22 protein-coding genes and 1 pseudogene are annotated in these 26,222 nt (G+C 62.0%); 12 read left to right on the top strand and 11 right to left on the bottom strand.

Going from position 1 to position 26,222, the window contains the following annotated elements:
* The first annotated feature begins 159 nt into the window (after positions 1 to 159).
* From AC1DMK_RS18480 to queF, 6 genes are all read left to right on the top strand, one after another.
* Positions 160 to 2,397: a TonB-dependent hemoglobin/transferrin/lactoferrin family receptor gene (locus AC1DMK_RS18480; RefSeq protein ID WP_477860942.1), complete on the top strand. Its 2,238-nt coding sequence runs from the start codon at positions 160 to 162 to the stop codon at positions 2,395 to 2,397.
* Positions 2,398 to 2,660: 263 nt separating this feature from the next.
* Positions 2,661 to 4,850, top strand: a complete 2,190-nt coding sequence (locus AC1DMK_RS18485) for an anthranilate synthase (protein ID WP_477860943.1) — start codon at positions 2,661 to 2,663, stop codon at positions 4,848 to 4,850.
* 278 nt (positions 4,851 to 5,128) lie between these two features.
* Complete coding sequence (locus AC1DMK_RS18490; RefSeq protein ID WP_477860945.1) at positions 5,129 to 5,596, top strand: hypothetical protein; 468 nt, start codon at positions 5,129 to 5,131, stop codon at positions 5,594 to 5,596.
* A gap of 108 nt (positions 5,597 to 5,704) precedes the next feature.
* A complete protein-coding gene (locus AC1DMK_RS18495) occupies positions 5,705 to 6,427 on the top strand; it encodes a DUF2161 domain-containing phosphodiesterase (RefSeq protein ID WP_477860946.1) in 723 nt (240 codons plus the stop codon).
* Positions 6,428 to 6,644: 217 nt separating this feature from the next.
* The gene (gene emfA / locus AC1DMK_RS18500) at positions 6,645 to 7,559 is read left to right on the top strand and encodes a CDF family cation efflux transporter EmfA (protein ID WP_037058911.1); all 915 of its coding nucleotides are present in this window, start codon (positions 6,645 to 6,647) and stop codon (positions 7,557 to 7,559) included.
* Positions 7,560 to 8,024: a preQ(1) synthase gene (queF, locus tag AC1DMK_RS18505; protein ID WP_477860948.1), complete on the top strand. Its 465-nt coding sequence runs from the start codon at positions 7,560 to 7,562 to the stop codon at positions 8,022 to 8,024. It abuts the gene before it with no gap.
* A gap of 9 nt (positions 8,025 to 8,033) precedes the next feature.
* Here the strand turns inward: queF and AC1DMK_RS18510 are convergent, their stop codons facing one another.
* On the bottom strand, positions 8,034 to 8,825 hold the full coding sequence (locus tag AC1DMK_RS18510; RefSeq protein WP_477860950.1) for a glycosyltransferase family 25 protein: 792 nt from the start codon (positions 8,823 to 8,825) through the stop codon (positions 8,034 to 8,036).
* A gap of 203 nt (positions 8,826 to 9,028) precedes the next feature.
* A complete protein-coding gene (locus AC1DMK_RS18515; RefSeq protein WP_037058703.1) occupies positions 9,029 to 9,811 on the bottom strand; it encodes a DUF2076 domain-containing protein in 783 nt (260 codons plus the stop codon).
* A gap of 214 nt (positions 9,812 to 10,025) precedes the next feature.
* Here AC1DMK_RS18515 and AC1DMK_RS18520 point away from each other — a divergent pair, with 214 nt between their 5' ends.
* The 3 genes from AC1DMK_RS18520 to leuA all read left to right on the top strand — a co-directional run bounded on the left by AC1DMK_RS18520 (position 10,026) and on the right by leuA (position 14,032).
* Entirely contained in the window at positions 10,026 to 10,610 is a 585-nt protein-coding gene (locus AC1DMK_RS18520; protein WP_477860952.1) for an ATP-dependent Clp protease proteolytic subunit, read from the top strand.
* Between the two features lie 193 nt (positions 10,611 to 10,803).
* The gene (locus AC1DMK_RS18525; RefSeq protein ID WP_037058908.1) at positions 10,804 to 11,988 is read left to right on the top strand and encodes a benzoate/H(+) symporter BenE family transporter; all 1,185 of its coding nucleotides are present in this window, start codon (positions 10,804 to 10,806) and stop codon (positions 11,986 to 11,988) included.
* 328 nt (positions 11,989 to 12,316) lie between these two features.
* Positions 12,317 to 14,032, top strand: coding sequence for a 2-isopropylmalate synthase (gene leuA, locus AC1DMK_RS18530; RefSeq protein WP_037058694.1), 1,716 nt, complete (start codon positions 12,317 to 12,319; stop codon positions 14,030 to 14,032).
* 57 nt (positions 14,033 to 14,089) lie between these two features.
* On the opposite strand, the gene AC1DMK_RS18535 is transcribed toward leuA, so the two are convergent.
* The 4 genes from AC1DMK_RS18535 to AC1DMK_RS18550 form a co-directional block, all read right to left on the bottom strand.
* The gene (locus tag AC1DMK_RS18535) at positions 14,090 to 14,932 is read right to left on the bottom strand and encodes an anti-sigma factor family protein (protein WP_477860954.1); all 843 of its coding nucleotides are present in this window, start codon (positions 14,930 to 14,932) and stop codon (positions 14,090 to 14,092) included.
* A gap of 2 nt (positions 14,933 to 14,934) precedes the next feature.
* Positions 14,935 to 15,441, bottom strand: coding sequence for a sigma factor-like helix-turn-helix DNA-binding protein (locus AC1DMK_RS18540; protein WP_037058690.1), 507 nt, complete (start codon positions 15,439 to 15,441; stop codon positions 14,935 to 14,937).
* Positions 15,442 to 15,606: 165 nt separating this feature from the next.
* Positions 15,607 to 16,164, bottom strand: coding sequence for a tetratricopeptide repeat protein (locus AC1DMK_RS18545; RefSeq protein WP_477860956.1), 558 nt, complete (start codon positions 16,162 to 16,164; stop codon positions 15,607 to 15,609).
* A 146-nt stretch (positions 16,165 to 16,310) separates the two neighbouring features.
* Positions 16,311 to 17,219, bottom strand: coding sequence for a metallophosphoesterase family protein (locus tag AC1DMK_RS18550; RefSeq protein ID WP_477860958.1), 909 nt, complete (start codon positions 17,217 to 17,219; stop codon positions 16,311 to 16,313).
* A 110-nt stretch (positions 17,220 to 17,329) separates the two neighbouring features.
* Here AC1DMK_RS18550 and AC1DMK_RS18555 point away from each other — a divergent pair, with 110 nt between their 5' ends.
* Positions 17,330 to 17,767 carry an NUDIX domain-containing protein gene (locus tag AC1DMK_RS18555; protein WP_051973890.1) on the top strand — a complete coding sequence of 146 codons (438 nt, stop codon included), beginning with the start codon at positions 17,330 to 17,332 and terminating at the stop codon, positions 17,765 to 17,767.
* A gap of 9 nt (positions 17,768 to 17,776) precedes the next feature.
* On the opposite strand, the gene AC1DMK_RS18560 is transcribed toward AC1DMK_RS18555, so the two are convergent.
* The gene (locus tag AC1DMK_RS18560; RefSeq protein WP_037058685.1) at positions 17,777 to 18,763 is read right to left on the bottom strand and encodes a glutathione S-transferase family protein; all 987 of its coding nucleotides are present in this window, start codon (positions 18,761 to 18,763) and stop codon (positions 17,777 to 17,779) included.
* A gap of 269 nt (positions 18,764 to 19,032) precedes the next feature.
* Between AC1DMK_RS18560 and AC1DMK_RS18565 the strand changes: the two genes are divergently transcribed.
* Complete coding sequence (locus tag AC1DMK_RS18565; protein WP_477860961.1) at positions 19,033 to 19,533, top strand: GNAT family N-acetyltransferase; 501 nt, start codon at positions 19,033 to 19,035, stop codon at positions 19,531 to 19,533.
* Between the two features lie 167 nt (positions 19,534 to 19,700).
* Positions 19,701 to 19,958, top strand: a pseudogene (locus tag AC1DMK_RS18570) (MFS transporter); the annotation flags it as partial.
* 3 nt (positions 19,959 to 19,961) lie between these two features.
* Here AC1DMK_RS18570 and AC1DMK_RS18575 read toward each other — a convergent pair.
* The 4 genes from AC1DMK_RS18575 to AC1DMK_RS18590 are packed head-to-tail and all read right to left on the bottom strand — an operon-like array spanning position 19,962 to position 26,211.
* Complete coding sequence (locus tag AC1DMK_RS18575) at positions 19,962 to 20,405, bottom strand: N-acetyltransferase family protein (protein ID WP_477860963.1); 444 nt, start codon at positions 20,403 to 20,405, stop codon at positions 19,962 to 19,964.
* Between the two features lie 4 nt (positions 20,406 to 20,409).
* A complete protein-coding gene (locus AC1DMK_RS18580) occupies positions 20,410 to 22,479 on the bottom strand; it encodes a hypothetical protein (RefSeq protein WP_477860965.1) in 2,070 nt (689 codons plus the stop codon).
* Between the two features lies 1 nt (position 22,480).
* Positions 22,481 to 25,294, bottom strand: coding sequence for a DUF4159 domain-containing protein (locus tag AC1DMK_RS18585; protein WP_477860966.1), 2,814 nt, complete (start codon positions 25,292 to 25,294; stop codon positions 22,481 to 22,483).
* Positions 25,291 to 26,211, bottom strand: a complete 921-nt coding sequence (locus tag AC1DMK_RS18590) for a DUF58 domain-containing protein (protein WP_477860968.1) — start codon at positions 26,209 to 26,211, stop codon at positions 25,291 to 25,293. Before AC1DMK_RS18590 ends, AC1DMK_RS18585 begins: the two co-directional genes overlap by 4 nt.
* Positions 26,212 to 26,222 lie beyond the last annotated feature (11 nt).

The raw sequence follows: 26,222 nt of genomic DNA on the forward strand, positions 1-26,222 counted from the left end.
ATCAAGATATGGGCCAGTCCATATATTGACAATTATACTCATGTTTTTTATGCGGCAGAAAGTAGGCGGAGCAATTCCGTCGCAAGCCTAGCCAGCCCATCGAAAGCGCACACGCGTAACGACCAGCCAGCCCGGTAAACTTTACTCAAGGGGTTGGTTATGGTTATCCAGTATTGGCGCTCGATGCTCTTGGTCGGCGCGGCGTCCATCTTCGTACTTCCGGTTTCACAGGCCTTCGCGCAAAGTGCGCCGGCTGCCACCGCCGCTGCCGTTGACGAAAACGGCACTCCGCTGCAGAAGATCGTCGTGAAGGGCAACCGCCGCACGACGACGGCGCCGGCAGGCAGCATTGCAGATACGCCGCTTGCAACGGAGATCGACAAGAAAGAGCTCGAGCAGAAGCAGATCACCAACTTCGAGGATATCGGCCGCAGTATCGATCCCGGCGTCAATTTCTCTCGAGCCGACGCAGGCGTCAATTTGCGCGGACTTTCCGGTCCCCGCATCCTTACCGTCATCGACGGCATTCCGATCCCGTATCTCTCGAACAACGCGCGTGTCCAAAGCACTTTCGCGAGAAGCAATGCCAACGGCAACGGCAGCGACTTGTTTGACTTCTCCTCGCTCTCGGCGCTGGACGTGGTGGCCGGCTCGGACTCGAGCCGGGGAGGTTCCGGCATGCTGGGCGGCGCGATCGTCGTGCGGACGCTCGAACCGGAAGACATCATTCCGGTAGGCCGCGATTGGGGGCTGATCGTCAAGTCGACTTACGACAGCGAAGACGAAAGCATCGCGGGCTCCGTTGCCGCTGCCAAGAAAATCGATCAAACCTCGATCCTGCTGCAGGGCACCTACCGCACGGGACATGAAGTCGACAATCAAGGGACCAACGACAGCTTCGGCCGGTCCCGTACCGAGCCCAATCCGCTCGACTTCGATCAAAGCAACCTGATGTTCAAGATCCGCCAGGAACTCGAAGGCGGTCACCGCATCGGGCTGACGGCTGAAAGCTTCCGCCGCGATGCGGATATCGACCTCCGGAGCGACCAGGGCCTTGCTTCGCCTCTCTTTAGGATCGGAGACTACAATGGCACCGAAGACCGGGATCGCAAGCGCGTCTCGTTTGACTACGACTACGAGGCCGTATCGTCGGATTCATTCTTCACGACGGCGCGTGCGATACTCTATTGGCAGGAACTGGAACGGTCCTCGGGCACGAGCGGCCGGACGGCGGCCGGCGTCCGTTACGGTCGCGACAATTCGATTACAAACAAGACGTGGGGCGGCACAGGCAGCGCGACCAAGGATTTCGAGTACGGCGGCTACGATCACTCGGTGAGCTTCGGCCTGGAAACCGCGGTCACGGATTGGAGCCAGTATAGTTGGGCGCTTTGCACAACAACCTGCCCGGCGCTCAACAACCAGGCCGAAGTTCCCGACGTGAGAAGCTATAGCGTCGGCGCGACGATCGAGGACCGCATCTCCTTTGGCAACGGGTTCGAGTTGACCCCGGGTGCGCGCTTCGACTGGTACCGATACGAGCCGTCGGCGACCGGCGGTTTCGCCAGCAACCCGGCGCTCGGGGTGTTCGGTCCGCTTGAGGACAAGGACGGCGCCCGCGTTTCGCCCAAGCTGCTTGCCACCTACGATATCACCCCGGATGTCGAACTCTTTGCACAATGGTCGATGTCCTATCGCGCGCCAACTGTCGATGAACTCTATAGCCGCTTCTACAATGCCGGTGCAGGTTATGCGCAGCTTGGCAACCCGGATCTCAAGCCCGAAACCGGCAACGGGTTCGAAATTGGTACTAACTTCAACCACGACGACATTACTGGACGCGTCGCGCTCTTCCACAACCGGTACAAGAACTTCATCGAAACGGAGACCAATATCGTTGGGGGTCTCATGGAGTTCAACTACGCCAACGTTGAGAGCGTGACCATTTCGGGCGTCGAAGCTAGTGCGATGAAGACATTCGACAACGGCTTCAACGTTCATGCTGCGCTGGCCTATGCGTATGGAAAGAACGAAGACGACAATACGCGACTGCGATCTGTAGCCCCGTTCAAGGCAATCGTCGGCGCCGGATACAGCCAGGAGAGTTATGGTATCGACCTGTCCATGACAGCTTCGGCGGCAATGCCCGACGATGGTGTCAAAAACACGTTCGATGCACCTGGCTATGGCGTAGTCGATCTTACGGGATGGTGGACGCCGGAGAGCCTGAAGGGCCTGAGGGTGCAGGCTGGTGTCTACAACATCTTCGACCAGAAGTACTTCAATGCGCTCGCACTTCGGGATCTCAACCCCAATGCTCCAGCGAGCAATCAGCCCATTGACTACTACTCGGAACCGGGCAGGACGTTCAAAGTTTCGCTCACGAAGATCTTCTGATCACTCTGATCGATCGAGTGGCAAAGGGCGGCATTCGTGCCGCCCTTTTCATTCCCGGATTAGCCTCTTGCGCAATCCTTGAACTCACGCTAACAATTCCGCCCATGAACATGTCCTTGAACATCGCAATCTGGTGGTGGGCTCGCTGAAGCGGCCTCGACCAATCGTGTCCAAAGACGACGAGTGAGCCGCCCGGAAAAACGCCAGGCGGCTTTTTTGTTTTCAAGGCCGTCTGTCATCCAGGCCGATAACGGAGTGAAACAATGGTAACGATCCTTCGGGATGACGGAGCGGAGATTTACGAGACCAAGGGCGGCATCACCGTCACGCGGCAGCGCCGGGCTATCCCCTATGGCGATGCGGTCTCCTCCTATATCGACAAGCTCGACGAGCGCCGCGGCGCGGTGTTTTCGTCGAACTACGAGTATCCGGGCCGCTATACCCGCTGGGATACCGCCGTCGTCGACCCACCGCTCGGGATTTCGTGCAACGGCCGGCAGGTGTGGATCGAAGCCTACAACGAACGCGGCGAGGTGATCCTCGGCTTCGTCACCGAACGGCTGAAGACGATCTCCGATCTGGTGCTCGGCGCCTCTACGGCGCGGCGGCTCGATCTCACCGTCAAGACGCCGGATCGCGCCTTCACCGAGGAAGAGCGCTCGAAGATCCCGACCGTGTTTACGGTGCTGCGCGCCGTTACCGATCTCTTCTACTCCCAGGCGGACGCAAGTCTCGGCCTCTACGGCGCGTTCGGCTACGACCTTGCCTTCCAGTTCGATGCGATCAACCTGAAGCTCGTGCGCCCGTCCGATCAGCGCGACATGGTTCTTTACCTGCCTGACGAAATCCTTGTCGTCGACAACTATTCGGCCAAGGCGTGGATCGACCGCTACGATTTCGAAAAGGGCGGCCACTCGACCGAGGGCAAGGCCGGCGACGTTGCGGTCGAGCCGTTCCAGCGCACCGATGCCATCCCGCCTAAAAGCGATCATCGCCCCGGCGAATATGCCGAGCTCGTGGTCAAGGCGAAGGAAAGCTTCCGCAAGGGCGATCTCTTCGAGGTGGTGCCCGGCCAGAAGTTCATGGAGCGCTGCGACAGCAAGCCTTCGGATATTTCCAAGCGGCTGAAGGCGATCAATCCGTCGCCCTATTCGTTTTTCATCAATCTCGGAAACCAGGAATATCTGGTCGGGGCGTCGCCTGAGATGTTCGTGCGCGTGTCGGGCCGTCGCATCGAGACCTGCCCGATTTCGGGCACGATCAAGCGCGGCGAGGATCCGATCGCCGACAGCGAACAGATCCTTAAGCTGTTGAACTCCAAGAAGGACGAGTCAGAGCTGACGATGTGCTCGGATGTCGACCGTAACGACAAAAGCCGCGTGTGCGAGCCGGGTTCGGTCAAGGTCATCGGCCGCCGCCAGATCGAGATGTATTCGCGTCTCATCCACACGGTCGACCACATCGAAGGCCGCCTGCGCGACGACATGGACGCCTTCGATGGCTTCCTGTCCCACGCGTGGGCCGTCACGGTAACGGGTGCGCCAAAACTCTGGGCCATGCGGTTCATAGAAAGTCATGAGAAGAGCCCGCGCGCATGGTATGGCGGCGCGATCGGCATGGTCGGCTTCAATGGCGATATGAACACGGGTCTGACGCTGCGCACCGTGCGGATCAAGGACGGGATTGCGGAAGTCAGGGCAGGGGCGACCTTGCTCAACGATTCCATTCCCGATGAGGAAGAAGCCGAAACCGAACTGAAGGCGTCTGCCATGCTTTCCGCCATCCGTGATGCAAAGGCCGGCAACTCCGGCAAGATCCAGCGCGACGTCGCTGCCGTCGGCAAGGGCGTCAACATTTTGTTGGTCGACCACGAAGACAGCTTCGTCCATACGCTCGCCAACTATTTCCGCCAGACGGGAGCGACGGTCTCGACCGTGCGCTCGCCGGTGCCGGAGGAGATCTTCGACCGGCTGGACCCGGATCTCGTCGTGCTGTCGCCGGGGCCCGGCAATCCCAAGGATTTCGACTGCAAGTCGACGATCAAGAAGGCAAGGGCGCGCAATCTGCCGATCTTCGGCGTCTGCCTCGGTCTGCAGGCGATTGCGGAAGCCTATGGCGGCGAGCTCAGGCATCTGGCGCTGCCGATGCACGGCAAGCCGTCGCGCATCCGCGTGCTGGAGCCTGGTCTCGTGTTCTCCGGCCTCGGCAAGGAAGTGACCGTCGGTCGCTACCACTCGATCTTTGCCGATCCTTCGACGCTGCCGCGCGAATTCATCATCACGGCGGAGAGCGAGGATGGCACGATCATGGGCATCGAGCATGCCAAGGAGCCGATCGCTGCGGTCCAGTTCCACCCGGAATCGATCATGACGCTCGGCGGCGATGCCGGCATGCGGATGATCGAGAACGTCGTGGCGCATCTGGCACGCAAGGCGAAGACGAAGGCGGCCTGAGGCCGTTGCGGCTTCGACAGAAGGATTGCGCGGCGCGGCCACTTCCTCGGCCTCGCCGCGAAAAGCGCTCATCGCGTATTTTTTCGCTCACGACTGCCGCACAATGATCCCGTCCGTCTTTGCTGCCGACGATTCCCTTGGTCGTCCATCGTGAACTCGATGCCATCCGAAAAGCGGACGAACCATTTTTGGGCCGACGCGTCCTTTGCCTTGCATCTGCTTGACAGGTTCCGGTGCCGACACGCAAGGCTGCCCGTCGTTGCGTCAACCGATGAGGCGTGCGGCGGATCGACGGCGCTGGCGTCGATCCCTTCAAGGAAGGCTATGAGATGAAAATGCGCTTGCGGACGATTGCCTTGGCTTTGGCCATGTCCACGACATGGTCGTTTGTCGCCTATGGCGATGACTACACGGCTTACAGCAAGACGGCCGAGAGCGTGACCGGCGATATATCCTTCGACGATTTCAGCATCACCTTCGCCAACGGCGAGAGCCTTGCATTTTCCGATCTCCTTGGCGATCACTTCATCGTCGACGGCAAGCGCGTGCCTGCGTCGCTCTATCGCGTAGAAGAGCCGGGGGATCCGGTGCTCCTCAACGGCAACGCGCTCTGCGGGGCGGGAGACGTGAGCTACGTGGCGTCTTGGTCGGCGGGCGACGGTCTCTCTGCGGTTGCCGTCTTTACGGGCAGCCAACCTCCTCGCAGTTCCGACGAGATGTGCGCTTCCTACATCTTCGAGGATTGAGGCGACGCGGTTGCCGCGCAAGGACGCCCGCTGCAGAGTCTTGTTGACTTCCTGAAGCAAATCAGAACGTTCGGAACCGATCAATCTGGAAAGGCGACCCTGCTCGTTATGGAGACATCGCTCTATCTGCCGGTCAAAGCTTTCCTTGAAGCGGCCGGTTATGTCGTCAAAGGCGAGATCGGCGGGTGCGATCTCGTCGGGCTCAGCGATTCGGAGCCGCCTGTCGTGGTCGTCTGCGAACTCAAGCTTTCCTTCAACCTCGAACTCATTCTCCAGGCCGTTGACCGTGCAGCGGCGAGCGACGAGGTCTGGGTTGCGGCCCGCGTGTCGGCCAAGGGGCGCGGGCGGGAGGCCGACAAGCGCTATCGCGACCTGTGCCGCCGGCTCGGGATCGGCATGCTCGGCGTCTCAGCTGCCGGTGAGGTCAGCGTCATCGTCAGTTCCGTCTCGCCGATGCCGCGCACCAATCCCAAGCGCCGGTCGCGTCTCGTGAAGGAACACCAGCGCCGCCGCGGGGATCCCGCCGTCGGTGGCGGCTCGCGGGCGCCGATCATGACGGCCTATCGGCAGCAGGCGCTTGCCTGCGCCACGGCGCTGCAGCAGGGACTGGTGCGGCCACGGGACATGAAGACCTTGGCGCCGGACGCCGGGAAGATCCTGCTCAGCAATGTCTACGGATGGTTCGAGCGCAGGGAAAAGGGCGTCTACGCCCTGACGGCGGCAGGGCAGGCGGCGCTTTTGCGCTGGCCGCAGCATTTGATCGCCAACCCGGCCGGTGCCGGCCCCGCTGCACCGGATGTCGCCGAAAGCCTGCCTTCAGGCATCGAATAAACGCGACAATCAACCAGCCATGCTGGCTCTACCCTTTGACAAATCGCGCTTTGTTGCCCATATGGCCCTCATTGGCCGCCTGCGCGATTTTCGCGTGGGCGGTTTTGCGTTTGAATGGCATGGTTTCTGCAATTCGTTCGCATCCGCACTGAAGACTGGCGCACTGAAGGCTGGCGCACTGAGACTGGCGCGCACTGAGACTGGCAGAGGGATCGATATGGACAATCAGGGCAATCTCACGGTTCGGCGGCTGGCGCTTTGGGGCATTCCGATGTCGCTCGGCGTCATGGGCCTGAAGTTGGTCGCGTGGTGGGTGACGGGGTCGGTGGCGCTGCTGTCTGACGGGCTGGAATCGACGGTCAACGTCGTCGCCGCTTTCATCGCCTTTTTCGTCATCCGCTATGCGCAGAAGCCGGCCGACCACGATCATCCCTTCGGGCATCACAAGGCGGAGTATCTGTCGGCGGTCAGCGAAGGCGTGCTCATCGTCGTTGCGGCACTTCTGATCGTCAACGAGGCGGTTGCACATCTGTCCGATCCGCGGATGCTGAATGCACCGGCGCTCGGTCTTGCCATAAATTTTGCTGCGGGCGTCATCAATGCAATCTGGGCGCAGCTGCTGATCCGGACGGGGCGCAAGTACCGCTCGCCCGCTCTCACTGCCGATGGCCAGCACATCATGTCGGATGTCGTGACCTCGGTCGGCGTTCTCATCGGCCTTTTGCTGGCGCTGGCGACCGGCTACGCGATCTTCGATCCTATCTTGGCCATCCTCGTTGCCGTCAACATCCTCTATCAGGGCTGGAAGGTTATTTCGCATTCGATTGGCGGCCTCATGGACCAGGCTGTTGAGACGCATGAGGAGGACGCGATCAAGCAGGCAATCGCGACGCATGGGACAGGCTCGCTCGGCGTGCACGACCTGAAGACGCGGCGTGCCGGCGCGGTCACTTTCATCGATTTCCATCTTGTGGTGCCGGCCGCAATGTCTGTAAGGCAGGCGCACGATATATGCGACCGCCTTGAAGATGCCATCCGTGCCGTGCATCCGGGCTCGAGCATTGCCATTCACGTGGAGCCGGAGGGCGAAAAGGCCCATGGCATCCGCGTCAAAGTCATCAAGGAGGCTTGAATGCCCAATACAGACGTTTCGAACCTTTMCATGCTGGGCAACCAGACCGATACCCCAAAATCGCCTGAGGACGCGGTGCTGGAAAAGGTGCCCTCGAACCATGCCGGCACCGACTATGTCGTGCGCTTCACGGCGCCGGAGTTCACCTCTCTCTGCCCGATGACGGGTCAGCCCGATTTCGCTCACATCGTCATCGATTACATTCCGAACGAATGGCTGGTGGAATCGAAGGCGCTGAAGCTCTTCCTGCACGCATTCCGCAATCACGGAGCCTTCCATGAGGACTGCTCGATCTATATCGCAAAGCGGCTGGTGGAACTGCTCGATCCCAAGTGGTTGCGGATCGGTGCCTACTGGTACCCGCGCGGCGGCATTCCGATCGACGTCTTCTGGCAGACCGGCAAGCCGCCCGAAGGCGTGTGGCTGCCGGATCAGGGCGTTGCGACCTATCGCGGCCGAGGCTGAGGCCCCGGCTTAGTCGTTCGGATCGAGCGAAAAGCTGGCCGGGTCCATCTCGATGTTGCGCTTTTGGCCCGCGAGCAATCCCTTGACGAGATTTTTTGCCTTGATGGTTTCGAGGCAAAGCCGCATGACGTTCTTGCGCAGCTTGCTTTGGGGCTTGAACGCCGCGTCGGTGGATGTTCGCAGGAATGCCGATTTGTCCGCGTGATCGCCCACAAATCGCAGCTGAACCACGGGCGCCGGCTCGATCTGGTAGGCCTTCAGCCATGATCGATGCCAGAAGTAGGCGTCGACCAGCGCATAGTTCTCCGTATCCTCAAGCATCCTGGCGGCGGCGCGCGGACCGATGACATAGCCGGCGAGGCCGAGGCGGTTCTGAAAAATGCGCGTTGCCCTGTAGCCGCTGCCGCGGTCGACCCAGGAGGACGACTTCGCGAGGATGTGCGGCAGAGGCACGAATTCGAGATCGTAGGCGCAATTCCAGTCATCGGTGCGGTCGCCGATGGCTCTCATTGCATCGGCAATGTCGCCGGAAAGCACGGCGTCGTCTTCGAGTATCAGGGTCTTCTCACCTCGGTCGACAACGGATTTCCACGCCATTCTGTGGGAGGTGAAACAGGCCACATCCTGGCGAAGGGTCGGGCTTGGCCAGCTGTTGGCCGCCTTCTGGCAGTCATCATCTGAAAGGTCACAGGCTTCGAAGGCCGCCAGGAACTCGTAGTCCAGCCCCAGTTTCTGCATCTGCTGCGATTGAAACCGCCTTCTTTTATCCTCGGCTTGTCGACTGATGATGAGGATCTTCACTGATGCCTTGCCCAATAAAAATGAAATATGACGTTGTGGAACCTTATCCGTGCCGTCGGTGCTTATCAATCGATGCCCGTCGTCGTGCAACAGTCCGCAGCTCAAGGCCGTGACGAGGTCTGCAGGTGGGGAGGGGTCGGCGGACCGTGCCGCCGATCACCTGACATTGCTCTTGGCGGCGAACGATGACCCGGGCCGGGCCGTCAGACGTCGAACGAGTCGTCGCCGCCGGAATCCGACTGGTCATCATTGTCATCATCGTCGTCGTAACTTGCCTCCTGCAGATCGGCGTCGTCTTTGGCATCGTCGTTTTTGGTGTCGGCGCTCGCTGCCTGTGGCTTCTCCTTGTCGTCTCCGAAATAGTTGTTGACGACGGTCTCCTCGACCGGGCCGCCGCCGAGTGGATTGGCACCCGACGCGGGCGCGCCTAGGCCGAGCGACGACATGTGACCGCCGAAGATTCCGCTCAGCGAATTGGCGAGCAGCATGCCGCCGGCAACGCCTGCGGCGGTGCCGAGCGCACCTTGCAGGAAGCTGCCGCCTGCCGAAGGGGCCGACGGCTGCGGGTTCCAGGGACCGGCCGGCTGCTGCGACATCGAGCGGGGGGCGGTATCAGAACTCCTGTCCTGCTGGGCATTTAGTCGGGGCGCATTTCCCCATGGCCCCGAGGGTGGGACCGGCTGTTGCGTCTGGCCGCTGCCGAAGATCGAACTCAGGAAACCACCGCCCTGCTCGGCCTGCCGATGCTCGCTTTCACCTGCTTCCAGCTGCTGGATGCGCGCTTCCAATTCCTTGATGTGGGCGCCGGCCGCCTCCAGCCCTTTTTCCTGCACGATGACGGCCTGCGCGAGATAATAGGCCGCGTAGGGCTGTTCGCGGGTGCCCTGATCGATCAGCGCTTCGGCATCGCGGTCGCGCGGCGTTGCCGCGGCCGTGCGAACGCGGTCGAACAGGGAGGTCAACAATTGGCGTTCTTCGGGTGACATGACCTGTCTCCTTGATTGCGTGCGGGTGTTTTCCGTGACAATGACGTAGGAACGGATTTGGGCTTTTCAAAGCCCGACCAAGCTACATTTCAGCAAGCCGGTGATACCCTAACCATATCTTCACCCGTTCCGTGGCTTGTCTTTTTCCCGCATTGTTTTACGCATTGAGTCGCACTATGTGCGGGGAACCCGAATTTACGTGAGAGAGGTTCGAATGAACGACGAAGACCAGGACGACAAGACGAAGGAACTGCCGCTCGGCAAGGAAACGGAGGCGAACCTTTTCAAGTCGCGTTCCATCTTCATCTATGGACCGATCAACCAGGAACTGGCGCAGAAGGTCTGCTCGCAGCTCGTGGCGCTTTCCGCAGCCAGCGACGACGACATTCGCATCTACGTCAATTCGCCCGGCGGTCACGTCGAGTCTGGCGATTCGATCCATGACATGATCAAGTTCATCAAGCCGAAGGTCTGGATGATCGGTACCGGCTGGGTCGCTTCGGCCGGCGCGCTGATCTTTGTCTCGGCTCCGAAGGAACGGCGCCTTTGCCTGCCGAACACGCGCTTCCTTCTGCACCAGCCGTCCGGCGGCACGCGCGGCATGGCATCCGACATCGAGATCCAGGCTCGCGAAATCATCAAGATGAACGAGCGCCTGAACAAGATCATGGCTGAAGCTACCGGCCAGACCTACGAGAAGATCGCAGCCGATACCGACCGCGACTACTGGCTTTCGGCAGAAGAAGCGAAGGCCTACGGTCTCGTTTCGCGAGTCATCACCTCGCAGAGCGACATCTGATCGCATGAATTGAAAGCGCCCTTGCTCGCCGAATAGGCGGCGAGGGCGCTTTTTTGTTTGGGGAATAGAGGCGGTTTTCGTCGTGCACGGCGCGTAAAAGCAGTGTCAGGCTCGACGGAATGGCGTCTGTCTGCACTTGCGCGACTCTCTGGGATGCGGCTCCATGCGGCACGTCTTCCGCAAGAGTCCGGTCATGCTCAAAGATTTCTCCGTTCAAAGCCTGTTCATGGGCATTCTCACGGCCTTCGTCGGCTTTGCCAGTTCGTTCGCCGTCGTGCTGCACGGCCTGCAGGCCGTGGGCGCCAGCGAGACGCAGGCTGCCTCGGGGCTGATGGCCCTGTCGATTTCGATGGGCCTTTGCGCGATCGTTCTCAGCATTGCGACGCGATTGCCGGTCAGTATCGCCTGGTCGACACCAGGGGCAGCGCTGCTTGCCAGCACGGGTCTGGTCGAAGGCGGCTTCAATGCCGCCGTCGGGGCTTTTCTCATCTGCGCCGTCCTGATCGTGATCGCCGGCCTGTTTCGCCCGCTCGGCCGGGCAGTTGCCTCCATTCCCGCCCCGCTTGCCAATGCCATGCTATCAGGCGTGCTGATCGGCCTTTGCTTCGCGCCGGTTAAGGCGATCGGGTTCAATCCGGTGCTCGGGCTGCCGATCGCGCTTGCCTGGATCGTCGCCGGTGCCTTCAAGCGGCTGTGGGCTGTGCCCGCAGCACTTGCCGCCTTCGTGCTGGTGCTTGCCTTCGGCGTCGATATTCCGGACGGCGCGCTGGCGTCGCTTGAGGGGTCTCTGCTGCCGACGGTCGAATTCGTCGCCCCGGCTTTCAATCTCCCTGCCTTCATCTCGATCGCGCTGCCGCTGTTCATCGTGACCATGGCGTCGCAGAATATTCCGGGTATCGCCGTGCTGAAGGTCAACGGCTATGAGCCGAAGCCGGGGCCGCTCTTTGCCGTGACGGGACTGTTCTCGCTGCTCTCGGCGCCGTTCGGCGGACACGCGGTCAATCTGGCGGCGATCACGGCTGCCATGTGCGCCGGGCACGATGCGCACCCCGATCCGGCCCGGCGCTATTGGGCGGCGCTGATCTCGGGCGTCGGCTATATCATTCTCGGCCTGCTGGCCGGCGCGGTGACGGCGTTTGTCGCACTCGCCCCGCCGATCCTGATCCAGGCGGTGGCCGGTCTGGCGCTGGTCGGTGCTTTCTCCAGTTCCGCCATGTCGGCTTTCCAGGTGCCCGCAACGCGCGAGGCTTCGGCGATTACGTTTCTCGTCACAGCCTCCGGCGTTTCCTTTGGGGGGATTTCGGGCGCGTTCTGGGGACTGCTGGCCGGCGGGCTGATGATGGCGCTGTCGCGCTTCGTGCAATTGACAAAGAAATAATCAGGGGGTTGCCAGTTTTTTGTCCTGCGGCTATAAGCGCGACCATGAAGAACACGGGCATCATGATTTCTGAGCAGATTGCACGCGGGCGCATCGCCCTGCGCGACAATACGCGCGCCCTGACATCGCTTCTTCTCCTCGGCCTTACGCGCGGTTGCCGGGTCCGTTGAGGAGCGCCCGGCGGCCGAAAGCCCGCCCGGCCATAGCTCCTCGCGCCAATCCCCAAAATTGATCAACCGGATGCTTTTGCTCCGGATTCGTCATCGCCAAGCGGTACGCCATGAGCTATTACGCGGCTGGCCACATGACGGGAAGAGGAAGAGAAGACATGGACACGAAGACCCGCTCCCAGACCAAGGGCATGCCCGATGCAGCGATGAAGTACCGCCCCTATCCGCAGGTGAACATACCCGACCGCACATGGCCGACGAAGACGATCACCAAGGCGCCGATCTGGTGTTCGGTGGATCTGCGCGACGGCAACCAGGCTCTGGTCGACCCGATGGGCCACGACCGCAAGGCCCGTATGTTCCATATGTTGCTGGAGATGGGCTTCAAGGAAATCGAGATCGGTTTCCCGTCCGCCTCGCAGACCGATTTCGACTTCGCGCGCTGGTGCGTCGAGGAGGGCAACGTGCCCGACGACGTTTCGCTGCAGGTTCTCGTCCAGTGCCGGCCCGAGCTGATCACCCGCACCTTCGAGTCGCTGCAGGGTGCCAACCGCCCGATCGTCCATTTCTACAATTCGACCAGCGAATTGCAGCGTCGCGTCGTGTTCGCCAAGGATGTCCAGGGGATCAAGCAGATAGCAGTCGATGCGGCGAAGATGATCAGCGACATGGCTGCCAAGGCCGGCGGTGGCTATCGCTTCGAATATTCGCCGGAGAGCTTCACCGGCACCGAGCTCGATGTAGCGCTGGAAATCTGCAATGCCGTCATCGACGTCATGAAGCCGACGGCTGACAACAAGCTGATCATCAACCTGCCGTCCACCGTCGAGATGGCGACGCCGAACGTCTATGCCGACCAGATCGAGTGGATGTGCCGCAACCTCGACAACCGCGAGAACCTGATCGTCTCGCTGCATCCGCACAATGACCGCGGCACCGGCATCGCCGCCGCGGAACTGGCGTTGCTCGCCGGCGCCGACCGCGTCGAAGGCACGCTGTTCGGCAATGGCGAGCGCACGGGCAATGTCGACGTCGTGACGATGGCGCTGAACATGTTCACCCAGGGTGTGGATCCCGAAATCGATTGCTCCGACATCGTGCGCATGAAGGAAGTCTTCGAATACTCGAACCAGATGGTGATCGGCGAACGCCATCCCTATGTCGGAGAACTGGTCTACACCGCCTTCTCTGGTTCGCACCAGGATGCGATCAACAAGGGCATGAAGGCGATCAAGGTCGCCAATCATCCCGTCTGGGAAGTGCCGTACCTGCCGATCGATCCACAGGACGTCGGTCGCTCCTACGAGGCGATCATCCGCATCAACTCGCAGTCGGGCAAAGGCGGCATCGCCTATATCCTGCAGCAGGATTACGGTCTCAATCTGCCGCGCAACCTGCAGGTCGAGTTCCGCGAGGAGATCCAGCGCATCACTGACGAAGAGGGCAAGGAATTGCCGTCGAGGCGCATCTACGACCGCTTCATCGAGCGTTACGTGACGCAGCCGGAGGGGCGGATCAAGTTCGTCGACCACCACACCTACGCCGATCCCGAGCGCAAGGGTGTTCGCGTCGTCGCCGCCGAGATCACCGACAACGGCGAGACGAAGCGTATCGAGGGCCGGGGCAACGGACCGATCGACGGCTTCATCGATGCGCTGTCGCATTATCTCGGCGTCGAGATGTCGGTTCAGGACTATTCGGAGCATTCGTTGCAGCACGGCTCGAACGCAGCCGCCATTTCCTACGTCGAGACTTCCTACCCGGGCGGCAAGCTCTTCGGCGCCGGTATCAGCACCAACATCGTTGGAGCGTCCCTGGAAGCGATTGTATCGGCGGCCAACCGCGTGCTCGATATGAAGGCCGGCAAGGCCTGATCCTCAAATAGAGAATGGCAGGTGCCCTCCGGGCACCTGCCGCCATTGCCTCTCGGTTCAGATGGCGGTGGCGATCTGCATGGCAAGCTGGCTGAGCGAAGCCTCAGACGAGGGGCCGACCAGAACGTAGGAAGTGCCGGCATTGTGCCAGGTGACCAGGCCGATCTCGTCCCGGATGGCTTCCTTGAAGTCTTCCGTATCGGTCGGCTGATTGTCCTTGCGGAAGGCGATCGTGGCGATGTCGCCATCAGCGCTAGTGTAGATCAGCTGGCCTGCCGGTCGGTCGTCGGCCAGAACGACGCGAGCACCTTGAAAGGTCCAGCCGTCAGTGCCGAGATCCGGCACCCGGAATGCGACGCCCACGGCGGTCGTCAACCAGTTCGAGATCTCCTCCGCCTGGGAGGCCGGCACCTCGACGAGGTGGCGCGGCTGGCGCGCCATCAGGCGCTGGTAGGCGAGGATGTCATCGAGCCATTCGTTCTGCTCCGATGGCGCGGCTGCCTCGGTCGTCTGCGCGGCCGGGGCACCAGCACGGTTATTTGCGGCAAAATAGCCAATGCCGCATCCTGCGACGAAGAGGATGATCGCCGCCGCCAGTGCCTGCGGCCCCGTGGGCGCGAGCTTCAGCGACGGACGCGACAGGCGCGGCGAAAGCGGGGCTTTGGGTGGCTGCACGCTCTTGATCGAACGAACGAGCGCCAGCGGCACAGGCTCCTTGAGAATGTCGTCGAGGCGACGCTTGCCGAAATCGGCGCCGTGGCGCAGCCTGTCGTAGAGCCGCCGGGCGCTGTCGTCGGTCTGCAGTCGCTGCTCCAGCTCCAGCTTCTGTTCCACCGTCGCTTCTCCATCGAGGAGAGCGGTCAATTGAGCATCGAGCGGCAGTTTCTTGAAATCGAGCAAATTCAGTACCTATGGGAATGATCGTCGGCAAGGCTGGCGAAGTGTGCCTTTGCGAGTGCCAGTTGCGAGGCTATGATTGTTGCGGCAACGCCCATGATATCGGCCGCCTGCTGATAGGTGTGCCCCTCGACGGCGACGAGCAGGAATGCGCTTGCAATACCTTCCGGCATTTCGGCAATCATCTGGTGGATTGCGTCGGAGTCGAGCGCCGATGTGCGGTCGCGGACGGCATTGCGGATATCGGTTACGTTCGTTCGTGGCGTGGCGTGTGGCTTGCGCTTTCGGCTGTCTTCGGTCCATTGCTGGCGCAGCAGCGTGTACACCCTGCTTTCGAGCCGGCCTTCTCCCTGCCACTGATTGCTTTTGCCGATGGCACGCTGACACGCTGCCTGCACGAGTTCGTCGGCGCCGGCCGCGTCGCCTGCAAGGGTCATCGCGAACCGGCGCAACCGGGGCAAAAGACCCACAAGGTCACGTCTGATATCGATGGTCGTCACGGGTTGACGCATAGTCTTTCCAAATTGGGTGCACGGGCATTCGGGCAATCGCCGGATGAAATCGATTTATATCGTCTCTGTGTCCTTTATGAAACAAATCCCCGATGCTGCGCAAGCACAAGGCGACTTATCCCACGGGTTCTCAATGCTTTTCTTCCTCCGCCGGTTCGACGCAGCTCAATAGGTCCGATAGCCATTCAGCGACTGAAGAAGCGATCGGTAGGCCCAGGTGTTCTCGCCACCGCGATCACGGATTTCAACCAGCTGGACGCGTGCCGCCTGTACGTCACCCTGTTCCACCAAAGCTTGTCCCATGTATGACCGGGCAAGAATATAATTTTGATCGACCAGCAGGGCCTTGCGGTAATACGACATTCCCAGTTCCATCCGGCCCGCCTTGCGGTTTGCATAGCCGAGATAGTTGAGGATGCGGGGATCGTTCTGGTTTTCGGCAAGACGAAGTACTGCGATCGCATTCTCGTATTGTCCGGCGTAGGCGAATTCTCGCGCCGCCTTGTAGAGATCGTCGTCGTTGAAGCTGCTCTTCTTCGCAACGACGCATTCCTTCTTTGTCTTGTCCCAGATCTTGCCGCCGGCACACTTGGTTGTGGTTTCGGTCTTGGGTGGCGGCTTGGTTTGGTCCGTCTCTTCGCCTGCGGCGAAGGCTGGGGCTGAAAAGGCGAAGGCGAGGCAGCCGGCCAGGGCGATGCTGCGGAAGCGATAAGCGGAATACATGCCGTAACTCCGTAAGTGAGCGCTGAAGCGCGAATTGTACGCTGAGATTCTGAAATACCAAGAGGGTGTGCACAGGATGTTGCTGCCGCTGCGGCTATCTTCCGACTGTGAATCAAGTGATTGCCAAAATGATTCCGCAGGCGGCGCTAAGCCCTGAAAATATCGACACTTTCCTGGCGGACGTCGGTGCCGTCGGCGTTCAGGCTGAAGCGCTCTGCCTTCAGATTCCAGGCTCCGGGAGAACCGTCGATGCTGAAGAGGTTGTAGGCCGCCGCCGGCTTCATCCCACCTGGACCCTGCGAGCCGGAGGCTATGCCGACAACCGGTACCGGCGCGGTCTGGCCACGCAGCCAGTGGATCGTGTTGAGATGCGTATGGCCGTGAAGCACGAGTTCGGCGCCGCCAGTCGAAATCACCGCACCGAAACGGCGGATGCCGATCATCCTCTTGTGGAAGGACGTCGCGCCGCGGATCGGCGGATGGTGGATCATCACCACGCGAAAGAGGCCTGCCTCGCCGGCAGCTCTCAATATGTTGACCGTTTCGCGGGCTTGTCTGCTGCTGAAAAAACCACTGGCTGCAAACGGAGGTGTGGCGACGGCGGTCGAGCAGCCGACGATGGCGACTTTGCCCCGGACGCGCAGATACGGAAAAATGTGCCGACCTTCTTCCCACTCCGGCGGTGCAAGATCGCCGCGCACGTAGTCGTACCAGGCGCGCATCGACTTTTCGTAGGCGCCTGGAACATAGGCGTCATGGTTGCCGGGAACGACCGAGTTGTCGGCCGGGTCGCCGAGCTCCCTTAGCCATGCAGCCGCGGCCCGAATTTCGATGCCGCTGGCGAGGTTCACGAGGTCACCGGTAACTGCCAGATGGTCGACCTGCCTGGCGCGTATATCGTCCAGGAGAAGATCGAGCGTGCCGCCGAAAAGGTGCTTGCGCCGATTGCGATGCCAGTTCACAAAGCCTGTGATGCGTTTGGAAAAGAGTTCGCGGACGGAAAGGCGGGGCAGGGGCCCGAGGTGGACGTCTGAGATGTGCGCAAGCTTGAACATGGCTTCACACATAGCCCAGGATGATAGCAATTCAAACACATCTGCTTGAATGGATTGATGGAATTGGAAGAAGCGTGAAACATATCCGCCCTTGGCAGTCGCGATTGCTCATGCGCGTCGTCCACATGTACTTTGCCGTAGCGCGCGGCATGACGATGGGCGTTCGGGCCGCCTGCTTCGATGCAGAAGGCCGTCTCTTTCTGGTGCGGCACAGCTACGTGCCTGGCTGGCATATGCCTGGCGGTGGGCTCGAGCGCAGCGAGGTTGCCGAGGAAGCGCTGGTCAAGGAGCTGCGCGAGGAAGGCAATCTGAAGATCGTCGGCCGCCCGCAGCTTTTTCAAGTGTATTTCAACACGTCGGCCAGCAGCCGTGACCACGTGCTGTTTTACCGGACAACAGTCGAACAAACGGCTCCCCGCCCGCCTGACCGTGAAATCATCGAATGCGGCTTCTTTGCGCTAGACAATCTGCCGCAGGGGACGACCGACGCAACATACCGCCGGCTCGCGGAGTTGGCTGGCGAGCGCGAGCCCGCGTCCGTCTGGTAGGGGGCTTGCTCAGGCGACGGCCCGCGCCCCGCGGCCATGCGCTCGGTCCAGGTCGAGCGCCGGTCCGCTCGGTACGATGCCGGTGGGGTTGATGGTCTTGTGGCTGCGGTAATAGTGGTCCTTGATATGACGGAAGTTCACCGTCTCCCGGATGCCGGGCGTCTGGTAGAGATCGCGCAGATAGGCGGCGAGGTTCGGATAGTCGTCGATCCGGCGGATATTGCACTTGAAGTGACCGACATAGACGGCGTCGAAACGCACCAGGGTCGTGAACAGGCGCCAGTCGGCCTCGGTCAGCCGATCGCCGAAGAGGTAGCGGCCCTTGCCGAGGCGCTCTTCCAGCATGTCGAGTGTCTCGAACAGCTTGACCACGTTCTCCGCGTAGGCGTCCTGGGTCGTTGCGAAGCCGGCCTTGTAGACGCCGTTGTTGACCGTGTCGTAGACGATGGCGTTCAGCTCATCGATCGACGGACGCAGGTCGTGCGGGTAGAGGTCGGTCGTCGAACCCGTGAGATGGTCGAAAGCGCTATTGAACATCCGGATGATTTCGGAGGATTCGTTGTTGACGATCGTGCCGGTCTTCGTGTCCCAGAGAACGGGAACCGTGACGCGTCCGGAGTAGTGAGGATCCGCTTTGACGTAGATGTCGGAGAGCGCGTTTGAACCGAAAAGCCGGTCGCCGGTAGCGCCGTCACCGACCTTGAACTCCCAGCCTTTCGCGAGCATCAGCGGGTCGACCACAGACACGGAAATCAAGTCATCGAGCTTCTTCAGCCTGCGGAAGATCAGCGTCCGGTGCGCCCACGGGCAGGCCAGCGAGACATAGAGGTGATAGCGTCCGGCTTCCGCCTTGAAACCGCCCGTACCGGTGGGGCCGGCACTGCCGTCTGCGGTGATCCAGTTGCGAAACTGCGAAGCAGCGCGCTTGAAATGACCCTTTGTTTCCTTGGTGTCGTACCAGACGTCATGCCAGACGCCGTCAACCAGCATTCCCATTGTTCTGTCCTTCATTTCTTTCGTTGCCGCCGAAGATATCGCAGACTGCCGAACTTTGCAGGGCGCCAAAAATTGAACACAGCGTCACGTCACGTCATTTCGCGCGTTTTTCCATTGGACGGGCGAAATTTTTCCTGCTATCGGCCTTTTCACATTCTGGAACCCGATTGATGTTTGCACCAAGAAATCCGCGACGACGCTGATGCTCCCGAACGCCTCAAGGCGTGCTCGAGATCCATTGTTTTCGTCTATCCGGTTTCTGTCTCATCATGCACAAGCACGATCTGGTTTACCTCACTGAGGATGCGTCGCACGACGCCGCTATCGAACATATCAACGAAGAAGCGTTCGGCCCCGGCCGGCATACACGCGCCGCTGCCCGCATCCGCGAGCAGGGACCGCACGATCTTTCGCTATCCTTCATCTGCACCGACGATGGCGAGACGATCGCTTCGGTGCGGATGACGCCCGTCATCGCGGGCTCGCTTGTGGGACACCTGCTCGGACCGCTGGCCGTGCGGCCGTCGCACAAGAGCCGGGGCATCGGCCGCGAACTCGTCAGGATTGCAATCGAGGCGGCGAAGCGGCGGGGCTCGGAAGGTGTCGTTCTGGTCGGCGACCCGCCCTATTATGGTCGGCTTGGCTTCGAAAAGGTTGCCTACAACGCGCTGGCGTTTCCCGGCCCGGTCGATCCCGCGCGTGTTCTGGTGGTTCCGCTCGCCAGAGATGCGCATGCGCGGCTCAAGGGAACGATAGCCTGGCGCAAGTAGGCCGCAGTTGTCATCGATCCCCATTGCCTTGAGGGGCCCTTTGCTCGATCTTTCATGGGCTTGAGGGGAGTGGTCATCAATCGCATTTCAATCGAAGAGGCACTGGACCGCGCTGGAACGGGTCGGTTCCAGCGTAGGCTTCTTGCGATCTTTGGGCTCGTCTGGACAGCTTTGCGCTGCTCGGCACATGGGGCGCTCCCTATGCATACACGCCCGAACTCTATCCGACCGCCCTGCAGGCAACCGGGATGGGAACGGCTGGTGCGATGGCGCGGCTGGGCGGTCTCCTCGCGCCGTCGCTGATGGCGCTTGTCGTTGCGGAGGGGCTTGCGGTGGCGATCGGGCTCTTTGCCGGCCTGCTGGTTCTGGCGGCGCTTGCGGCAATGGCGATGAATGCCGAGACGCGACAGGTGGCACTTGGCTGAACCTTAGAGCTCGTCTGAGCCTTGGAACTGAACGAGCGCCTTTCGCAGGAAAGTCCGCGTGCTGCCTTTCGGGAAATCGGGCAACTCACCGAAAACTTCGTATCCGTGCCGCTGGTAGGTACGCAGTGCCTGCGGGTTGAACGTGTCGATCCAGGCGCTGTGGCAACCCCGCCCTGCGGCTTCTTCCTCCGCCTTGGAGAGGATCTTGCCTGCCAGTCCCTTGCCGCGTTCGCCATCGGGAATGTACAGCAGCTGGGTGAACAGCCAGCCCCATGCCGTGTAGCCCGAGAGGCCACCGGTCACCTTGCCGTCCGTGTCTTTGATGAGAACGGCGAGCGCCAGGCGGTCGGATGGACCGACATGGCTCGTGTTGAAGGCGCTCAGCCCGTCGCCGATCGCGGCGAGGTCGTCGGTCGAGGGAGAACCGGTCAGCTCGAGCATCGCCACAGCGTCAGCGTCCCTCACGCCACCACATGGCACCGAAGGCCAGCAGCAGAATGCCGACACCGGCAAAACCCGCAAACAGCGGCAGGGTGTTGATGCCCTTGAGCACGGTCTCGCTGGTCAGGTGCATCTGCATTCGCTCGCTGTCGGCAACCCGGATCTGGCCGCGCACCGGCAGGATCGGCGGGATGGTGATCGCGCCGCCGGCATCCGACACGCGGGTGACCAGACCCTTGGTCTTGTCGGTGATCGGTTTCAGGGCGTCGGTCGTCGAGATCATTGCCTTGAACTCGGGCGCGTCGACAGCGCCGACATGCACAAGCGTCGTCATCTCGCCGTTGCGGATCTCGAACAGGCCGATTTCGTCCATCTTCTTCTCGGCCTTGAAGAGGCCGGGCTCGGACTGCGTCAACTGCAGGGATTCGGTACGGCCGGAGGGATAGCGGACTGTGGCACTGCCGGGGTTGTCGCCGATCGTCTGGCGGGTGATCTCCAGGGTGCGGCCGGAGGCGCGGGCGGTCAGTGCCTCTTCTTCCAGCGCCGGCTCCTTCATCAGCCAGTGGGCGATGCGGCGATAGAGGGAGACATGCGGGCCGCCGCCTTCGAAGCCGCGTGCCCAGAGCCAGCCCTGGTCGGAAAGCAGCATGGCGACACGGCCCTGTCCGGCGCGATTCAGCACCAAAAGCGGATGATTGTCGGCGCCGACCATCACGGTCTGGCCCTGCGGTGGCTCGACATCGACGCTGCGGAACCAGCGGCCCCAGTGCGGCGGCTCGTCGGCCGAGCCGTCGAGACCGCGCGTGACCGGATGCTTGCGGCCGTCTTCGGAAAGGCGGGGGTAGAAGGCCTTTTCGATCATCTGCCCGGTCGGTGCGGCCGGCAGGACGGAAGAGAGCGGTGTCAGCGCGATTGAATCCTGACCCGCATGTTCCGGGCCTGCGGCGATCAGCAGGGCGCCGCCGTTTTCGACGTATTGCGAGATGTAGTCATAATAGAGAATCGGCAGGACGCCGCGGTGCTGGTAGCGATCGAAGATGATCAGGTCGAAATCCTTGATCTTGTCGACGAACAGCTCGCGTGTCGGGAAGGCGATCAGGGAGAGCTCGTTGATCGGCGTGCCGTCCTGTTTTTCCGGCGGGCGCAGAATGGTAAAGTGGACGAGATCGACGGCTGCGTCCGACTTCAACAGGTTGCGCCAGGCGCGCTCGCCGGCATGCGGTTCGCCGGAGACGAGGAGAACACGCAGGTTCTCGCGGATGCCATCGATGACGTGAACGGCGCGATTGTTCGCTTCCGTGACCTCGCCGGGCAAGCCCGCGACCGAGAACTCAAGAACATTGCTGCCGCCGCGCTCCACCTTGAAGGAGAAGGGCGTATCCCGGCCGGGTGTGGCCTTGAGCGTGGCGATCTCGTCGCCGTTCAGCTTGACGGTGACGTTTGCGGTGCCGCCCGGGCTCGGGCCGTCGTCGAAAACGCGCAGAACGAGTTGCTGCTCCTCGTTGACGATGCCGAAACGCGGCGCCTTGATGACCTCGATGCGACGGTCGAATTCGTTGGCCTTGCCGGTGATCAGGCCGTGAACCGGGGCGTCGAAGCCGAGCGCCTGATTGACGCCTGGCACATCGTGCACCTCTCCGTCCGTCAGCATGATCGCGCCGCCGATGCGGGCGGGCGGGACGTCGGCCACTGCCGCCGACAGCGCGTTGAAGAGGCGTGTCGAGGGAGCGTCGGAATCTCCCGGCTCCGTGGCGTCGACATAACGCGGCTCGATATCGGGGAAGCGCGCGAGGCGTTCCTTCAATTGCGCCAGCGCGTCCTCCGTCATCTTGATGCGTTCCGGCGTCTGCTGGCTCTGGCTGCGGTCGACGATGACGGGAACGACAGTCGAGAGTTGTTCGCGGTCTTCCTGGAGCAGCAGCGGATTGGCCAAGGCTGCCAACAGCGCCAGAGCGGCAATGCTTCGGATCCATGCACCGCGTACACCGCGCCAGATGGCAAAGGCCGCGATTACCGCAGCGAGAACGGTCAGGGTCGCCAGGACCGGCCATGGGACGAAGGGCGAAAAATCAACTGTCATGTCACTGCCCCAGCCTTTCCAGGAGGGCGGGGATGTGAACCTGGTCTGTCTTGTAGTTGCCGGTGAGCATGTACATCATGATGTTGACGCCGCTGCGGTAGGCGTATTCGCGTTGCATCTCATCGGGCGGAACCGTCGGCAGCAGCGGTGTGCCGTTTTCGTCCACGGCCCAGGCACCGGCGAAATCGTTGCCTGTGATCAGGATCGGCGAGACGCCGTCGGCGGTGGCGGCGGACTTGGCGTTGGCAGCGCGGTTGTCCTGCCGCGCCTCGATCCAGAGCGGGCTTCCCGCATAGCGGCCGGGGAAGCTGGAGAGCAGATAGAAGGATTTTGTCAGGACGTGATCCGAGGGTACGGGTTCAAGCGGCGGAATATCGAGATTGGCAAGGATCTGCTGCAGCCGTTCGCCGTTGGCACTGCCCGCGCCGCCGCCGGTGTCGAACGCGCTGAACTGGTCGCGGGTGTCGAAGAGAACCGTACCGCCCGAGCGCATATAGGCATCGACCCTGTTGATGGCTGCAGCCGAAGGCATCGGTGCCGTGGCGGACACCGGCCAGTAGATGATCGGGTAGAAGGCGAGCTCGTCCTTCGTCAGATCCAGCCCGACGGGTGGCGCAGGCTCAAGTGTCGTGCGGAAGGTCAGGAACTCCGTGAGACCTTCCAGACCCCGCTCCGATATGCGGTCGACCTCTTGCTCGCCGGTCACTACGTAGGCGAGGTGGGTGTTGTCGAGCCTCTGGAAGATTTGGCCGTCGCCGGGCTTGGCGTCGTCCGCCCTGGACTGGCCCGGCTGCAGGAAGAATGCGGCGCTGACGGCCACGGCGATCAGGGCCGCAGTGCGGGCGGCATGCCGCATGCGGGAGAAAGCACCACTCATCACCATCACGATCAGGCTGTCTGCAATGAGCAACAGGAAGGCGATCAGGAAAAGCGCCGGCTTGGCAGACCATGTCTCGCCGCCGATCAATCCTTCACGGACGACGGCGATACCCGATGCGTCGAGCGGCTTCAGTTCGGCGTTCTTCGGCAGCACGTTCAAGGCGGTGAATCCTTCGTCGGAGCCATATAGGCCCGGCGGATTTTCGAAGCCGGCAAGCGGCGTGACCTTGGCATTCGGGATCAATGGCCGCGCGGAGCCGGTTTCGGTCGTCAATGCACCCTTTGCCGTCAGCAGGCGGAAGGGAGGGAGCGCTTCGGCCGTCGTTGCACCGCCGGAACCGGAGGTGACGCCGACGGAACGCGAGAGTTGCACGAGGCGCCGCAGCATCTCGACGAAATTGCCCGATATCGGCAGATCTGACCATGTGGCCTCGGCACTGACATGGAAGAGCACGATCCGGCCCGCATTGATCGGCTTCATGGTCACCAGCGGCGTCCCGTCGGCAAGGCTTGCCCAGGTTCTCTCGGCAAGGTCCGGGGTCGGCTCGGCGAGAACCTGACGTTTGATCGTGACATCGGTCGGCTTCGGCATTCCGGCAAACGGGCCGAAATTGGGGAATTCGGCAAGCGGTTGCGGTTCGGCCCAGGAGAGAGCGCCGCCGAGGGCGCGCTCGCCTTGGCGAAGGGTCACCGGAACCAGCGGATCGTCGGCAGGCGCGGCGGCGAGGCGCGGCCCGGCGAAGCGCAGCAGCGTACCGCCATTGGCGATCCAGCGCTGCAGCGGCTCGTAGGTTTCCTGCGGCAGGCGGCCGATATCGGCCATGACGATGACAGAGGGGTTCTGCGACAGGAGTTCGGGAATCGCGGTCGCAAGATCGGGCGTGTTCGGCTCGATCAGGTCAGCATAGGGCTGCAAGGCACGCTGGATGTAATAGAGCGGCGAAAGCAGAGGCTGGGAAGCATCGCCGGCTTCGCCCGAGAGAAGAACGACGCGGCGACGCTTGAAACCGTCGTCGAGCAAGTGGACGGCCCCAGCCGTCGGGTGGTTGTCGATGCTGATGCGTGCGAAATCGTTGCGCATTTCAAAGGGCGCTGCGATCGCGCCGGTGGCGACGGCCTGGCCCGGCTGGAAATCGACGGTGCCTGAAGCGATCGCGCGGCCCTGTGCATCCTGTGCCGTCAGCGGCAGAGATGCTGCAGCCGAGCCGTCAAGCCTAGTCAATCTCACTGTCATTGCGTCGGCGGCATTGTTTGCTGTGGTAATCGCAACCGTTCCGGTCGCATCACCGGCGATCAGCCGTAGCTGCGCCGGTTGGAGATCCGACAGCTGGCGGGCGATGGTGTCATTGTCCCTCGATGCCGCGCCATCCGTCAGGAAGGCGAGCGTACCGGGGTGGACGCCGTTCAGGGCAGCGCGTAACGCGTCGAAGGCACGCTGCCGGTCCGGCACCAGCGGCTTCGGTTCGGCGGCGCGCAGCTTCTCGCGCGCCACGGCGGCGGTGCCGGGCACTGCATCGTTTGTCGGGTCGGCGGTGAAGGCGATGGCCACCGGCACGCCCGCGGATTCGGCGTCGTCGATCAAGGCGTCGGCGGTCTGGACGCGGCGACCCCAATCCGGCGCGGTTGCCCAGCTGTTATCGACGAACAGAACCAGAGGACCACCTGAGGCAAGCGAAGCGGTGCGCGGATTGAAGACAGGATCGGCAATTGCAAGGATCACAGCGGCGGCAAGCAGCATCCGCAACAGCGTCAGCCACCAGGGGCTCTGCGCCGGCGTTTCCTCACGCTTCAGCACGATGGCAAGGATCTTCAGCGGCGGGAAGATTTCGGTCTTCGGGCGCGGCGGGGTCAGCCGCAGCAGCCACCAGATGACCGGCAGCGCGACGAGCGCGCCGAGGATGGCGGGATAGGCAAATGCGAAGGGCAGAGCGTTCATGGCTGCCCCCCGTGCGTGGCCTTGCCGGGCATCCCGGACAGATGCATGTGCACGGCAACGAGCGCCTCGGAGGCGAGATGATCGGTGCGATGGCTTACGAAGGTCCAGCCGAGATGGCGCAGCGCCTGGCCGAGATCGTCGCGCCGGGCGAGGTAGGCTCTGTTATAGGCGTCGCGGACGTTTTCGGCGCGACCGGAGGTCAGCTTGGCGCCTGTCTCCGGGTCGGTGAATTCGGTGCGGCCGGTATAGGGGAAAAGCTCTTCGGCCGGATCGGCCACCTCGATCACATGACCGCGCAGGCCACGCCGGGCGAGCGGCCCGAGGCGTGCCATAATTGACTGCGCATCGTCGAGAAAGTCGCCGATCAGCACCAGATCGCTCCAGCCGCGGATCATCGAGGTTTCCGGCAGGCCGCCGGTCAGCGGGCCATGCATCAGGGCAGCGGCAAGGCGTTCGGCCGCATTGCGGGCGGAGATCGGCTCCATGACGCCGGGGCATCCGACGCGTTCGCCGGAACGCGCCAGGATTTCCGCAAGCGCAAGCATGATCACCAGCGCACGGCTCTCCTTCGACGCATTGCCGAAGGTCGATTTGTACATCATCGACGGCGACATGTCGGCCCAGAGCCAGATGGTGTGGGCGGCTTCCCATTCGCGGTCGCGGATATAGGTATGATCATCGCGGGCGGAGCGGCGCCAGTCGATGCGCGACAGGCTTTCTCCATCGGTATAGGGGCGGAACTGCCAGAAGTTCTCGCCGATGCCGCGCTTGCGGCGGCCGTGCCAGCCAGCAATCACCGTGTTGGCGATACGCTTGGCCTCCACCAGGCAATCCGGCACCAGACTGGCGCGCTGCCGCGCACGCGCAAGCGCGTCGCTGCCTGGGGTCGGGTTGACGATCTGTCCGATAGATGCCACGCGTGAGGCTT

Source organism: Rhizobium sp. 05L419, assembly GCF_056397845.1.

Bases quoted from the DNA above. Each gene is read 5' to 3' on its own strand.
- AC1DMK_RS18515 (WP_037058703.1), bottom strand. From the start codon at position 9,811: ATGTCACCCGAAGAACGCCAATTGTTGACCTCCCTGTTCGACCGCGTT.
- AC1DMK_RS18555 (WP_051973890.1), top strand. From the start codon at position 17,330: ATGCGCGTCGTCCACATGTACTTTGCCGTAGCGCGCGGCATGACGATG.
- AC1DMK_RS18520 (WP_477860952.1), top strand. From the start codon at position 10,026: ATGAACGACGAAGACCAGGACGACAAGACGAAGGAACTGCCGCTCGGC.
- AC1DMK_RS18560 (WP_037058685.1), bottom strand. From the start codon at position 18,763: ATGGGAATGCTGGTTGACGGCGTCTGGCATGACGTCTGGTACGACACC.
- AC1DMK_RS18545 (WP_477860956.1), bottom strand. From the start codon at position 16,164: ATGTATTCCGCTTATCGCTTCCGCAGCATCGCCCTGGCCGGCTGCCTC.
- AC1DMK_RS18485 (WP_477860943.1), top strand. From the start codon at position 2,661: ATGGTAACGATCCTTCGGGATGACGGAGCGGAGATTTACGAGACCAAG.
- AC1DMK_RS18550 (WP_477860958.1), bottom strand. From the start codon at position 17,219: ATGTTCAAGCTTGCGCACATCTCAGACGTCCACCTCGGGCCCCTGCCC.
- AC1DMK_RS18480 (WP_477860942.1), top strand. From the start codon at position 160: ATGGTTATCCAGTATTGGCGCTCGATGCTCTTGGTCGGCGCGGCGTCC.
- leuA (WP_037058694.1), top strand. From the start codon at position 12,317: ATGGACACGAAGACCCGCTCCCAGACCAAGGGCATGCCCGATGCAGCG.
- emfA (WP_037058911.1), top strand. From the start codon at position 6,645: ATGGACAATCAGGGCAATCTCACGGTTCGGCGGCTGGCGCTTTGGGGC.
- AC1DMK_RS18585 (WP_477860966.1), bottom strand. From the start codon at position 25,294: ATGAACGCTCTGCCCTTCGCATTTGCCTATCCCGCCATCCTCGGCGCG.
- AC1DMK_RS18540 (WP_037058690.1), bottom strand. From the start codon at position 15,441: ATGCGTCAACCCGTGACGACCATCGATATCAGACGTGACCTTGTGGGT.
- AC1DMK_RS18565 (WP_477860961.1), top strand. From the start codon at position 19,033: ATGCACAAGCACGATCTGGTTTACCTCACTGAGGATGCGTCGCACGAC.
- AC1DMK_RS18525 (WP_037058908.1), top strand. From the start codon at position 10,804: ATGCTCAAAGATTTCTCCGTTCAAAGCCTGTTCATGGGCATTCTCACG.
- AC1DMK_RS18495 (WP_477860946.1), top strand. From the start codon at position 5,705: ATGGAGACATCGCTCTATCTGCCGGTCAAAGCTTTCCTTGAAGCGGCC.
- AC1DMK_RS18580 (WP_477860965.1), bottom strand. From the start codon at position 22,479: ATGACAGTTGATTTTTCGCCCTTCGTCCCATGGCCGGTCCTGGCGACC.